The 13,130-nt window shown below is 33.3% G+C and carries 11 protein-coding genes; 10 read left to right on the forward strand and 1 reads right to left on the reverse strand.

Going from position 1 to position 13,130, the window contains the following annotated elements:
- The first annotated feature begins 7 nt into the window (after nt 1–7).
- The 3 genes from MUN68_RS06510 to MUN68_RS06520 all read left to right on the forward strand — a co-directional run bounded on the left by MUN68_RS06510 (nt 8) and on the right by MUN68_RS06520 (nt 2,389).
- Nucleotides 8–457: a KTSC domain-containing protein gene (locus MUN68_RS06510; protein WP_249994130.1), complete on the forward strand. Its 450-nt coding sequence runs from the start codon at nt 8–10 to the stop codon at nt 455–457.
- 72 nt (nt 458–529) lie between these two features.
- Nucleotides 530–721: a cold-shock protein gene (locus MUN68_RS06515; RefSeq protein WP_034058905.1), complete on the forward strand. Its 192-nt coding sequence runs from the start codon at nt 530–532 to the stop codon at nt 719–721.
- A gap of 132 nt (nt 722–853) precedes the next feature.
- Nucleotides 854–2,389 (forward strand): SDR family NAD(P)-dependent oxidoreductase, encoded by a 1,536-nt coding sequence (locus MUN68_RS06520; RefSeq protein ID WP_249994132.1) that lies wholly within the window; start codon nt 854–856, stop codon nt 2,387–2,389.
- 3 nt (nt 2,390–2,392) lie between these two features.
- On the opposite strand, the gene MUN68_RS06525 is transcribed toward MUN68_RS06520, so the two are convergent.
- Nucleotides 2,393–4,576, reverse strand: a complete 2,184-nt coding sequence (locus MUN68_RS06525; protein WP_249994134.1) for an amino acid permease — start codon at nt 4,574–4,576, stop codon at nt 2,393–2,395.
- A 205-nt stretch (nt 4,577–4,781) separates the two neighbouring features.
- On the opposite strand from MUN68_RS06525, the gene MUN68_RS06530 reads away from it, so the two are divergent.
- The 7 genes from MUN68_RS06530 (at nt 4,782) to MUN68_RS06560 (ending at nt 13,096) form a co-directional block, all read left to right on the forward strand.
- Nucleotides 4,782–5,915, forward strand: coding sequence for an AraC family transcriptional regulator (locus MUN68_RS06530; protein ID WP_249994136.1), 1,134 nt, complete (start codon nt 4,782–4,784; stop codon nt 5,913–5,915).
- A gap of 74 nt (nt 5,916–5,989) precedes the next feature.
- The gene (locus MUN68_RS06535; RefSeq protein ID WP_249994138.1) at nt 5,990–7,099 is read left to right on the forward strand and encodes a serine hydrolase domain-containing protein; all 1,110 of its coding nucleotides are present in this window, start codon (nt 5,990–5,992) and stop codon (nt 7,097–7,099) included.
- A 214-nt stretch (nt 7,100–7,313) separates the two neighbouring features.
- Entirely contained in the window at nt 7,314–9,101 is a 1,788-nt protein-coding gene (locus tag MUN68_RS06540) for a helix-turn-helix domain-containing protein (protein ID WP_249994140.1), read from the forward strand.
- 132 nt (nt 9,102–9,233) lie between these two features.
- Entirely contained in the window at nt 9,234–10,493 is a 1,260-nt protein-coding gene (locus tag MUN68_RS06545; RefSeq protein WP_249994142.1) for a serine hydrolase domain-containing protein, read from the forward strand.
- Between the two features lie 15 nt (nt 10,494–10,508).
- The gene (locus MUN68_RS06550; protein ID WP_249994144.1) at nt 10,509–11,099 is read left to right on the forward strand and encodes a hypothetical protein; all 591 of its coding nucleotides are present in this window, start codon (nt 10,509–10,511) and stop codon (nt 11,097–11,099) included.
- Between the two features lie 10 nt (nt 11,100–11,109).
- Nucleotides 11,110–11,979, forward strand: a complete 870-nt coding sequence (locus tag MUN68_RS06555; RefSeq protein WP_249994146.1) for an SDR family oxidoreductase — start codon at nt 11,110–11,112, stop codon at nt 11,977–11,979.
- A gap of 10 nt (nt 11,980–11,989) precedes the next feature.
- The gene (locus MUN68_RS06560; protein ID WP_249994148.1) at nt 11,990–13,096 is read left to right on the forward strand and encodes a serine hydrolase domain-containing protein; all 1,107 of its coding nucleotides are present in this window, start codon (nt 11,990–11,992) and stop codon (nt 13,094–13,096) included.
- Nucleotides 13,097–13,130 lie beyond the last annotated feature (34 nt).

Below are 13,130 nucleotides of genomic sequence, written 5' to 3' on the forward strand. Positions count from 1 at the left end.
AAATGATATGAAGCGTATAAACGAATATAAGAAACTCTTTGGTGTAGACAAAGACATTGAATTAAAGTCTCTAAAGAAGAGTTATCGTAATTTGGTTAAAGAATGGCATCCTGATAAATTTCAAAATGGAGACGCTTTACAGGAAGAAGCAGAGCTACAAAGCCGAAAGATTATTGATGGTTACCATTTTCTTGTCAGCATGGCTCCAGAAACTAAAGAGAAAAACCTGTCAGAATACACAGAAACGATTACCAATTCACCAATTGCTGATTACCAACATAAAGGTTTGTTATTAGAAATTACTTTTTTAGATGGTACAACTTATGAGTTTTTTGGAATAACAAAACAGATCTATCATAAAATGATCAATGCTGGAAATTTAAATCGTTTTGCTAAGCGTACTATTTATCCAAAATATACTTACAGAAAATCGAAACGTATTCATGAAGAAGCATAATAGTTGGTTGTAGTTTAAATTAATGGCACTATCTTTGTAACCTAATAAGTATTAATAATAAATTATATTACAATGAGTAAAGGAACAGTAAAATTTTTCAACGACGCTAAAGGTTTTGGATTCATCACTGAAGAAGGTGTTGATAAAGATCATTTTGTACACATTTCTGGATTAATCGATGAGATTAGAGAAGGTGACCAAGTTGAATTTGATTTACAAGAAGGAAACAAAGGATTAAACGCAGTAAACGTAAAAGTTATCTAATATATATCTATATGTTATCAAAAAGAGTTCATCTTCACAGATGGACTCTTTTTTTATACTATAGTTTGTGTTCTTAAAACTGTGGTTATCTTTACTGAAATTTCTAATAAAGAATAATTGTAAGTTGTTAACATGAGCGAAAACAGCAATAATATAGATATTGAATCTTGTATCACTACACTTCAGAAATTACTCGAAGATACCAATCAAATTTTCGAATTACCAGAAGCGCAAAGAGTTGCGCTTTTTAAAGCTGCAGGAGCATTAACGAGGCCAAATCGTGATGAGTTTCAACGTCGTAGAAAAGATGCTAAAAAATCTGCGAAACGTAAAATGATTGCTAGAGATAAGCATGCCAGGAAAACAACAGGTATTCGTTCTGCGCGTGAGGCTACTTTATTTGTAGCTCCAAAATTATTAGGTGCAGCAGCATTACCAAAAAACACATTAGAATTAGAATCACCAAGAAATTGCTATGTATGTAAAACAGTTTATACTAAACTGCATCATTTTTATGATACGATGTGTACATCATGTGGCGATTTAAATTATGCAAAACGTTTTCAAACTACAGATTTAAATGGTCAAGTCGCAGTAATAACAGGTTCTAGATTAAAGATTGGTTATCATATTACATTAATGTTGTTGCGTTCTGGAGCTACTGTTGTTGCTACAACACGTTTTCCAGCAGATTCTGCCATTCGGTTTTCAAAAGAAGATGATTATAAAGATTGGAGTGATCGCTTACATATTCACGGATTAGATTTACGACACATACCAAGTGTAGAGATTTTTTGCAATTATATCGAGCAAAAATACGACCGATTAGATATTCTAATTAATAATGCTGCGCAAACGGTTAGACGACCTTCAGGCTTTTATTTCCATTTAATGGAAAATGAAAAACTTCCAATAGATCAATTACCTATATTGGCGCAAACTTTATTAAAAGATCATGAAAGTTGTTTAGAAGAATTGTCAAGCTTAAGTATTGGTCCTTCAAAAACAAGTAAAAATAATGTGCTACCAGTGACTTGGCATGGTCCTGAACCTGGAATTGGATTGCGTAATTCAGCTGAGTTGTCACAAATACCTTATAGTTTTGATAATTCGTTACAAGCTGCTGAAGTATTTCCTGAAGGTGAATTAGATGCCGATTTACAACAAGTAGATTTACGAAAAACGAATAGTTGGCGTTTAAAATTGGGTGAAATTGAAACCACTGAAATGGTAGAAGTACAGTTGGTAAATGCTGTTGCTCCTTTTGTATTGTGTAATCGTTTATTTAATGTAATGAAGAAAGAAAATACTGGTAAAAAGCACATTATCAATGTAACAGCAATGGAAGGGAAGTTTCATAGATTTAAAAAAGAAGATAGACATCCACATACCAATATGGCTAAAGCTGCTTTAAATATGTTAACACATACTTCTGCATCTACTTTTGCTAAGTCTGGTATTTATATGAATGCTGTAGATACAGGTTGGGTAACAGATGAAGATCCAGCGGCATTATCTAAAAAGAAAGTAGAACTTCACGATTTTCAGCCACCATTAGATATTGTAGATGGCGCAGCAAGAGTAATGGATCCTTTAATTGATGGTATTAATACTGGAAAACATTGGTCTGGTCAATTTTTGAAAGATTATTTCCCTATAGATTGGTAGTGTTTACTTATTGAGCAAATCTAAATCTAACTCATTAAAATTTTGAGCAGCTTTAACTAAAAGTGTAGAGCCTATTGATTCGAATAAACTATTTGTTTTGAGAACAAACTCAGCTTGCTTTTCTGGGTTGAAATCGGGAATGCCAACAATGGTAAGATTTGTCGCTATTGATTCTTCTTCAATAATGGTATAAAACGTTTTTTGTTCTACAGCATTATTGATAATCTTTATGTTTACATTGACCCGTAAATCTTCAACAAGTTTTGATATTTTAGTTTCAATAATTGACACATCTACATTATTATTGTTTACAAAAAGGACTCTAATGTTAGTGTCATTCCATCTAGGAGAGGCAATGATAAAACGAGCAATGTTAAGCATCATTTCCGCATTTTTGCTATCTGTTTCTCGCCACCAAAAATCTACGGAACTATAGTTGCCAAACTTTGAAACTCTGTCAAAATCTAGGTACAATAAATTATAATCTAAATGAATTAGGGCTTGTGTCATTTTAGAATACTCTTCAGAATTCTCAATGCCTTTAGGCCAACCCATCATAATGGTATTGGGTTCTACACCAGAAAAACCAAAGGTTGACGCAATGTTTTTAATTCCGTTATAGATGTTATCTACTTTTATTTGTCTGGCAAAAATTCCTAAGTCTTTAAATTGTTCGTCTCTCACAATTTGGTCAATTTTTTTAAGTGGAGGCTTGCTATTTTCTTTATCTAATATAAGTTTGAAATTGGTTACAATTCCAGTGCGACCAGAAACGGTTTTACATAATTCTAATAAATACTTTTGATGATCACTTTTGCCACTAAAGAGAATGATATTAGGATTCCAATTTGAGTTTTCTTCAACTTGGGCATCAATTCTTTTTAGACCTTTATTTACGACATTTTCCCAAACGCTTTTCCAAACATCGTTAGACTGTAATTTGACTTCTTTACGTTGGAGTCCGAAATACATCGCGCTAATAATTGCTAAAGCAGCAATCATGGCGATCATGTCTAATTTAAACATGATAGTAAAACAGGCTATAAAACCGATTAGGCCAATCCAGCGTTTCACTTTAAACTTAGGTTGGAAGTCAGGATTTGCCCAGCTTTCAAGGAAAAAGGAAATATTAATAAATCCATAAGCCGTTAGATAAAACATTGAGACTACACGAGCAATGATATCAAGTTCACCAATAAGAATGCCAACTTCGGCAATTACAAAAGCAAGGAATAATGCATTAACAGGTTCATTGTTTTGTCCTTTTCCTTTACTGAAAAATGTAGGTGTGACTTTATCCATAGACATGGCTTGTAAGATTCTAGGACCACCAAGAATGCCACCTAAAGCAGACGATAATGTAGCTCCCCAAATTCCAGCGACTACAGCAGGAGCGAAAAGAGCAATTTTCATTAGGATATTATAGTCCGTTTTTAATACTTCAGCATCTATTGTATATGCCATAAATACAGCTAGAAACAGATAGACGAGAAGACCAACACCTATGGCATATAAGGTGCCGCGAGGAATAGACCTCTTAGGGTTTTCTAGGTCACCACTCATTGCAATTCCAGCAGTGAAACCAGTAACTGCAGGGAAAAATACTGCAAATACAACTTCTAAAGGTACTGCGTTTTCGGTAGAGAAGAAATGAACTGTTGTTGGCACAAATTCAGTAGAACCAAAGCATATAGAAATAAGCGAAATACCAATTGCTGCAAGAATGATAAACTGTGTTTTAAGTGCTACCGAAGTACTTATTAAAGCTAAGATTGTAAGTGCAGAAAGCGCAATGGTTCCTGTGAGTCTTAAATCGCTTATAGTGGTTCCGAAGCCTAAATAGGCATTAAAACTTTCGGCAAAACCTATTAAATATAATGCAATAGAAAAGGCTGTGCCTACAAATAATGCAATGCCAATGGAACCTCCAATAGGGATTCCCATACTTCGCGATAAGACATAATAAATACCACCAGCACCAATTTTTTTATCTGTAGCAACAGATGAGACACTTAAGCCTGTAGTAACAGCAATGACATGAGCAATTATGATAATGACAATGGCTCCTATTAAGCCAGCATTACCAACAACCCAACCTAAACGCATATACATTATAACACCCAGAATGGTTAACACAGAAGGCGTGAAGACACCAGCGAAGGTTCCAAATTTCTTATTTTGTGGCATTATGATACTTGCATATTTAGAAGAAGGTAATTAGGAAGTGAATATAGGTATTCTTTTTATTATACGTGGAATATGTACGTATAATGCACTATTTACTGCCATTAAAAATCTGTATATTTAGTGCTTACTATATTAAGTGTCATCTTTTTAAATTCAATTTAATGTCGAATTTTAATTACTTTAATTTTATCAAAATTAGGTTTAAATGAAATTAACTGTCGATTTTATATTAGTAACAGGTATTTTATTGAGCAGTTTTGCGATAATAGGTGTTTTACGTCTTAATCAGAAAAAAACACCTCAGTATATATTGGTTGTCTTTTGGTTTTTGATTCTTAGTGTTATTGCTTATTTCTATGCGAGTTTACATGATTTAAAGATGCTTCAATTTATCATGTATTACTTAGAAAACGGCGTAAGGTTCTTAATTCCTCCATTGCTCTATTTATATGTGAAGTCCATTTTTATAGATGACCACAACTTACTAAAAAAGAGCCTGAAACATTTTATAGTGTTTGGCGTTTACTTTATTAGTTATACGATTCCTAAGTCATTGATTCCTGATTCAAATTACATTTATATGTATCAAGAATACATACCGAATTGGGCATTGGTTCAAGATATATTTGGAATTGTATATTTTATACTGTCACTAAAGCTATTTTATAAGGTGAGTCGCCTTATGAAGCAAAGCTATTCGAATATTGTGGAAAAGGAATTTTTATGGATTGAGAAGTTTCTGATTAGTTTCTTAATCGTTCTTATTGTTGATCTAATCATTACAATAACTGAAATGTACTTTGGTTATAATGTGGATTGGGATGGATATATTACTGTTTTGTTTATGATTATTGCGATGTCTTATCTCGGTTATTACGGGCTAAAACAATCTACAGTTTTTATTCCCAGTTTCTTAATACAGACTGATGATGAACAGGTAATTGAAGAGCAGAAACAGGCTTTGTATTTGAAAACGTCTGAGCATGATGCTTTGAAAGTTAAGTTTCAATCGTGTATGAAGGAGGACAAAATTTACTTGTCACCAGACTTGAATTTGAAAGTACTCGCCGATGCTATGGGAATTTCGGAACGGAAACTTTCAGCTTTTTTTAGTGAAGTTATGCACAGAAGTTTTTATGACTCTATAAATTTATTTCGAGTAGAAGAGGCCAAAACGCTTTTAAAATCTGATGTTGTAGAAAGTCATTCGATTACTGGAATTGGACTTACTTGCGGTTTTAGTTCTAAGAGTAGTTTTTATAGAATATTTAAAAAACGTACACAGATGTCGCCTTTAGCGTATAGGAAATCAGTATTAAAAGAGTCTCATCACACGTAATGAGACCATATAAATTTGTTTTGACTTTGTTATTTATTGGTAAACGCAGACTTTTGAATGTAAACAACACAGATATGAAAACAGTGACTCTATTACTTAGTATATTCTATTTTTCTTGTTCATTTGGACAAATAGCATCAAGCAAAATACTAGATCGTACGATTCCTGAGCTTGAGGAGTCTAGATTAGAGGATTCAAGTTTGAAATTTGATTCTATTATTAATCTATTAAACCGAATCTCAGATCGTGAACATGGAGGTGTATTTTCAGAACATGGAGATTTAAGAGGTTTGGTTGTTATAGAAAAAAACAAAATTGTATTAGAGGAAGGTTATAATTCCTTTTGGAGATTATCAATTAATGATGTGAGGTCTGCTGGTAAAAGCATTACAGCATTGTTATTAGGTGTTGCGATGCAAGATGGTTTGGTGGATCACTTAGACCAAGATGTGTATTCTTTTTTTTCGAAGGATGCCTATCCATCTGTCAATGAAGGTTATAAGAAGGTGAAACTCAAGCATCTGCTAAATATGACTTCTGGGTTGGATGCAGATACAGACGATTTTAATACCACTGGTCATGCAGGTCATTGGATAGCTAAAGATGATTGGAAAGATTACATTCTTAGTGTTTCGTTAACAGGAACTCCAGGAAAACAATGGGTATATGCAGATATTAATGCTGTTTTGATTGGCGCTATTATTGAGGAAACCTCTGGGATGAGTCTTAGGGATTATGCTAAGGAAAAACTTTTTGATCCTTTAGGAATCCAACAGTTTCATTGGTACACTAATGTTTCAAACCAAACAGGTGGTGCGGGAAATTTATTTTTATCGACTCTTGATTTTGCTAAACTTGGATTGATTGTTAGTAATCAAGGAAAATGTGGTGACACACAAATTATTGCTCCAGATTATATAAAACGCTTATCTGAAAGAACATTTGATTTGACTGATGCATTTGGGCTTGAAACCTATTATGGCATGCTATGGTATAAAAGTACTAAGGTTTTTGACGGCGACGCTATAGATTATATATACGCTTCTGGATATGGAGGGAATCATTTGGTTGTGGTTCCTGATAAAGAGCTTGTTATTGCGGTAAGCTCTGGTGCTTATGGTGAAAGGCACTCTCACCGAAGATCTTATGCGATTTGGAATAAGATTCTTGAGTCGTTTAAGTAAGGTTTAGTACTTTATGTTTGTTCTTAATGTGATTAGTTACTTTACGATATTATTTGTTTGTTCCTTAAGAATCACTCAAAGTGACGTTGTAGATGTGATTTTTTTAACTGCGTTTTAGTATCGAATTCAAAATGTATTTTGCATTCGATAATTTTATAACACTCCAACTTATTTTCTTGACTTTTTTATATTTTTGTTTATATAAAGCTGTCGTTTGATTAACCAGAAGTCTATCGCTATTTTACCTTTCGTTAACCATAGTAATACTATTGATAACGAGTACTTTTGTGATGGTATCACTGAAGAGATTATTAATGCATTAACTAAGGTTAAAGGCTTGAAGGTTACTGCTAGAACATCTTCGTTTGCATTTAAAAACACGACAAAAGATGTGAGGCATATTGGCAACCAATTAGGTGTTGCTACTGTACTTGAGGGTAGTATAAAAATCTTTAGGAATAAGATTAGAATTAACGTTCAGCTCATCAGAACTAGTGATGGTTTTCATACGTGGACTCAAAAATTTGACCGAGACCTAGAAGATCTCTTTGCACTTCAAGACGAGATTAGCCTTATTATAGCAGAACAAATAAGAGAGAATTTTGGACATTTAGATATTTCGGATCACATCTCAGTTATAGGTACCAAAAGCATTGACGCCTATAAATTATATTTAAAAGGACGCTCGTATCAACTTAATTGGGATTTAGACGATTACATTACAGCTATAGACTGCTATAAACAAAGTATAGCTATAGATCACAACTTTTATGATGCTTATTTTTCATTGAGTAGATCGTATGGTATTTTGGCAAGTTGGGGTTATATTGATAAATTAGAAGGAGAACAGTACGCCAGTACTTATTTAGCTCAAGGTATGCGTATTAATCCGACATCTTATTTGGGCTATTTTTCGACGTCGTCTATTATTTTTTGGAACCATTGGGATTATGCCAATGGAATTGTTAATTTTAGAAAGACCTTAAATATAAACCCTAGTTTTGCGATTGCCTACGAAGGAATTTCTGAAATATATATGGCCACAGGCGAATTAGAAAAGGCTATGCTTACTATTAATTTGGCATTAGATATTAGTCCGTTATCTCCTAATCATCATTTTACCAAAGGGAATATTTATTTCTTAAAGAAAGACTATGCAAATGCAATTATCTATTTGGATGAATGCTTAAAAATAGATCCAAATTTTACTTTAGCTATTGAAACAAAGCTTGCCTGCTTTATGCTAATGAATGATGCCATTAAGTATGGAAATTATGTGGCTACAATGCCACAGTTGATAAGTCCGAAAGTTTGTGAGGTGTTATTTAATTTGATGCATACAAAGACGATTTATACGTCACAAGATATTAAAGCCTTAGCTTTAGATGTTGATGCTAGTTTTAAAAGTATTTACCCTTGGCATTTTTATGCTCTGATATATTGCGGACAGATTGATAAGGCTTTACATATTTTTGAAGAGAAGGTTGCTTTAAAAATTGGGCAACTAGTAAATTTTAGGTTAGATCCTTTTTTAGAACCTTTACGCTCGTTTGCAAGTTATCAATCTATTGAGCAAGCACTTTTTTCAAATTATCAAATAGGAACTGTAGAAGAACCAATTATTGACGTGAAATTGGCAACTCAACCCATTCCTAATACAGAAATAGATGTCTATATAAAACTTTTGAAAAGGACAATACAAAAAGATAAGCTGTATCTGAGTTCTGGTTTTTCGTTAAAGGATCTAAGTGCGAGTATTAACTTGCATCCTAATAAATTGTCGTGGTTACTAAATGAACATTTATCTCTTAATTTTAACGAATTTATAAATAGGTACCGCTTGGAGCACTTTAAACTAGAGGTGCTTAAGCCAGAAAACTCCCATTACACCTTATTAGGAATTGCTTTTGAAAGCGGCTTCAATTCCAAAACTGTTTTTAATACCTTTTTCAAAAAAGAAACAGGACTTACGCCTCGGCAATGGGTTAAGTTACAATCCTAAGCAAATTTACATATTCAATAAAGTTCTGAATTTCATATAAAAGGTTCGGAATCATAATGTCGAACGACGCGTGTGTTGTTATGCAGCATATTTGCATCAAATAATTTTATTCAAACAAATAAAACGACAATTATGACAACAATTTCAAAACAATTGGTTCTTTTACTGATTTTGCTTTTAGGCATTTTTACATCTTGTTCTAACGATGATGATGCTATTTCTGGAGGCCAACAAAGAGATCCTATCGTAACTGCCGAAGATCTATCGGCTTATCTAGAGCATTTAGCAAATACTAATGCTGTTCCTGGGTTTTCAGTAAATGTAAGCTTAGGAAATACTATTGCATTTCAAGAGTCTTTTGGCTATGCCAATATTGCTAATCAGACACCTTACACCAACCAAACGTTAAACAATTTGGCTTCTGTAAGTAAAACATTTTTAGGAGCTGCAACGGCAAAGGCAATTGAGCAAGGTTACTTTACATTAGAAACTAATATTAATGATGTATTACCTGTGGCAGTTATTAATCCGAAACAGCCTAACGGTTCTATTAAAATAAAACACTTGGTTACTCATACATCTGGAATTGTAGATGTGCCTTCTACTTACGTTGCGAGTAACTATTACATATTACCAGGTGAAGATGTAACAACAAGTATTGGTAGCATTTTGGTAAATGATTTAGGAATGCAACAAATGCAGCAAGTGGCTTTAGGTGACTACTTATTAGAGATTTTTGACGAAGATGGAGATCTATACAATTTAGATAACTATTTAGATGCATTACCAGGAGAAACTTGGGCATACTCAAATGATGCAACGACCCTGTTAGGATATATTATTGAGTATGTGTCTGGTGAATCTTATGATGACTATGTGGCTAATCATATACTGAACCCTTTACAAATGTTTAATTCTACGTTTGATATGGATGCAGTTAATTTTCAAATTATGGCGACACAATATTATGATGCCAATTCTGCATTTCCAAGATACGGAAATCACGGTTACGTAGAAGGAGGTTTGCACAGTAATAGTGATGATATGAGTAAGTATTTATTAGACATGATGAGAGGTGCTCGAGGTGAATCGGGTGTTTTGTTTTCTGAAACATATTATGATTTATTATTTGAAGAACAATTAGCAGACGGAATAGTGCCTCATCAGTTTGCCGAAAATCATGGCTTGTTTTGGTATATGAAAGACGGAAACCTTATGCATGGCGGAAATAGTTTAGGCGTTTCTACACACTTACAATTAAGACAAGATGGCTCATCGGGATTCTTTATTATTTCAAATATGGATGGAACGTTTAATGAGAACGATATAAAATGGGAAACTGTAAAAACAGGTATCTCAGATGCCATAGAAGAATTTATTTCAAACAATTAAAAAACAAATATTACAATGAAAACAAAGATAATTATAGCGTTTAGTATGGTCGCATTACTATTAAGCTCCACAATTACATATGCGCAAAAAAAGGACGATGATACTACAAACTCACGAGAAGGCTTTCTATTTGAGATAGGTCTTGGAGGCGGTATCATAAGTATTGAAGATAGTGAAGGCATGCAAACCTTTGATGTTGCGCAAGGTGGTATTAGTTTTCCAGAATTAAAAGTTGGGTATATGCTAAACAAGAAATTAGCTATAACTGCTGTAATGCCAGGTATGATTTATGAGTTTCAGAATAACGACAGGCATTTTGGAGGCTTTATTCCATCTGTACAATATTGGGTAAAAGATAAATGGTGGATTCATGGAGGTGTAGGATTAGCCATAGATGCTCCAGCCTTATATGATATAAGTGACTCCAATGATGATTGGAATTTTGGATGTTCAATAATGGCTAGTACAGGTTATGATATTTATAAGAAGCGTGATTTTTCAATAAATATACAATCTAAATTACTCCTTGGAAGAGCATTTTTAGAAGGCGATGCTCATAGAGATGCTGTTTCTTTTAGCGTAGGAATAGGTTTTAGTTGGTTATAATTTAAGACTTATGAAGAGTAACAACAAGCCAACCGTTTTACTTGCTGGTGCTACAGGATATTTAGGTGGTTATATTGCTACAATCTTGTCACAAGAACAAATTGCTACTAAATTAATTGCCAGATCACCTCAAAAACTTAAGGCATTAGAAAGTAAAACGGTTAAAATAATACAAGCAGAAGTAACAAAGCCTAACACCTTAATTAACGTTTGTGAAGGTGTAACTACAGTTATTTCTACAATTGGTATCACACGACAAAAAGATGGCTTGACCTATATGGATGTTGATTATCAAGCTAATTTGAATTTGCTAAATGAAGCCAAAAGAGCAGGTGTTAAAAAGTTTATATATTTATCTGCAATTAGTGGAAATAAGTATAGACACCTAAAGATATTTGAAGCTAAAGAAAAATTTGTAGACGTTTTGAAGCTTTCTGGATTAGAGTATACCATTCTTCGTCCGAACGGTTTTTTCTCAGATATGAAGGATTTTTTACAAATGGCAAAACGTGGACGTGTTTACTTGTTTGGAAAAGGCGAACAAAAATTTAACCCTATTCATGGTGAAGATTTAGCAATTGTTTGCTTGCAAGCAATTGATAGTCATAAAAGCGAGATCATTGTTGGTGGCCCAGATGTACTGACCTTTAATGAAATTAGCGAAATGGCTTTAGAAACCTTACAAAAGCCAATTAAAATCTGTCATTTGCCAGATTGGTCTAGGCGATTCTTAATTTGGACATTACGAACATTTACCTCATCTAAGACTTATGGTCCTATCGAGTTTTTTTTAACATTAATGGCAGATGATCATATAGCGCCTAGATTTGGAACTCGACGGTTACGCCACTTTTTTAGAGAAAACGCAGCACACAATTAAAAATAATCTTATGAAAACGATAGCATACTGCTTTTTACTTAAGTCTCTATTGTTATTTGGACAATCAGATTCTATTAGTAAACGATTACAGAACAAAATTGACCATCAATCGGAACATCCTGTGCATGGTATTTTATTCTATGTTCATGATGAAAACAAAGCGTTTACTTATAATGAAGGTTTCGGTTTAGTCGATAAAAAAGGAGAACCAGTTACAAGACATAGTGCTTTTAGAATAGCAAGTAGTACTAAACTTTTTGTATCGACAATCATTCTTCAGCTTGAAGAAGATGGGAAGCTTAATTTGAAAGATAAGGCATTTTCAATTTTGAAACCAAAAGGGAACCTGTCATTTGATGATTTTCATGTTTTAGATGGAATAAATTATTCGGAAGAGATTACCATAGAACACTTGTTGTCACATCGTTCGGGATTAGCAGATATTTTTACAGATAAGGAAGACGAGTTTTTTAGTTTGATTTTTGAAAATCCGAATACACAATATTCTCCGGAATCAATTATTGCATTGTATAAGAAATATGATTTAAATAGTGCGCCACATTTTAGACCTCAGGAAGGTTGGCATTATTCTGATATGAATTATGTTTTACTAGGATTGATTATTGAACAATTAGACCAATCTACACTTTCAGCATCCATACGAAACAGAATCTTAGAGCCTTTGCATATGGAGCACACCTATTTTGAATACTATGAAACACCAAAAAAGAACATACAAACAATACAACAATATGTAGGTGATACTAATTTTTCTAAGATCAATACCTCATTTGATTGGTCTGGAGGTGGTTTGGTTTCGACTAATTCTGATTTGGCAATTTTTATAAAAGGGCTTTTTAATTTAAGTATCATAGACAAGACGTCTCTTAATAAAATGATTGATGTGAAGTTTACTAAAACAAATGAAAGTCGTTATGGTTTAGGAGTTTATGAGCTTATTATTAATGGAGAAGTTTACTATGGTCATTTTGGTTTTTACGGCTCATTTATTGGGTATAGCCCTAAAAATAAAAAAACAATTTCTTATTGTATTAGCCAAGCTTTACCAAATTTTAATGTTTATAAGTTTATAAGTGATGTAACAAAAAGGATATAAAACAAGTCGTAGTGATAAAGCATTTAACTGGCTT

The sequence above is a fragment of the Psychroserpens ponticola genome (genome assembly GCF_023556315.2).
GTDB classification, from domain to species: Bacteria; Bacteroidota; Bacteroidia; order Flavobacteriales; family Flavobacteriaceae; genus Psychroserpens; species Psychroserpens ponticola.

Excerpts from the sequence above, each read along its gene's own strand:
- MUN68_RS06510 (WP_249994130.1), top strand. The coding sequence starts at position 8 with ATGAAGCGTATAAACGAATATAAGAAACTCTTTGGTGTAGACAAAGAC.
- MUN68_RS06555 (WP_249994146.1), top strand. The coding sequence starts at position 11,110 with ATGAAGAGTAACAACAAGCCAACCGTTTTACTTGCTGGTGCTACAGGA.
- MUN68_RS06515 (WP_034058905.1), top strand. The coding sequence starts at position 530 with ATGAGTAAAGGAACAGTAAAATTTTTCAACGACGCTAAAGGTTTTGGA.
- MUN68_RS06530 (WP_249994136.1), top strand. The coding sequence starts at position 4,782 with ATGAAATTAACTGTCGATTTTATATTAGTAACAGGTATTTTATTGAGC.
- MUN68_RS06535 (WP_249994138.1), top strand. The coding sequence starts at position 5,990 with ATGAAAACAGTGACTCTATTACTTAGTATATTCTATTTTTCTTGTTCA.
- MUN68_RS06525 (WP_249994134.1), bottom strand. The coding sequence starts at position 4,576 with ATGCCACAAAATAAGAAATTTGGAACCTTCGCTGGTGTCTTCACGCCT.
- MUN68_RS06560 (WP_249994148.1), top strand. The coding sequence starts at position 11,990 with ATGAAAACGATAGCATACTGCTTTTTACTTAAGTCTCTATTGTTATTT.
- MUN68_RS06550 (WP_249994144.1), top strand. The coding sequence starts at position 10,509 with ATGAAAACAAAGATAATTATAGCGTTTAGTATGGTCGCATTACTATTA.
- MUN68_RS06520 (WP_249994132.1), top strand. The coding sequence starts at position 854 with ATGAGCGAAAACAGCAATAATATAGATATTGAATCTTGTATCACTACA.
- MUN68_RS06545 (WP_249994142.1), top strand. The coding sequence starts at position 9,234 with ATGACAACAATTTCAAAACAATTGGTTCTTTTACTGATTTTGCTTTTA.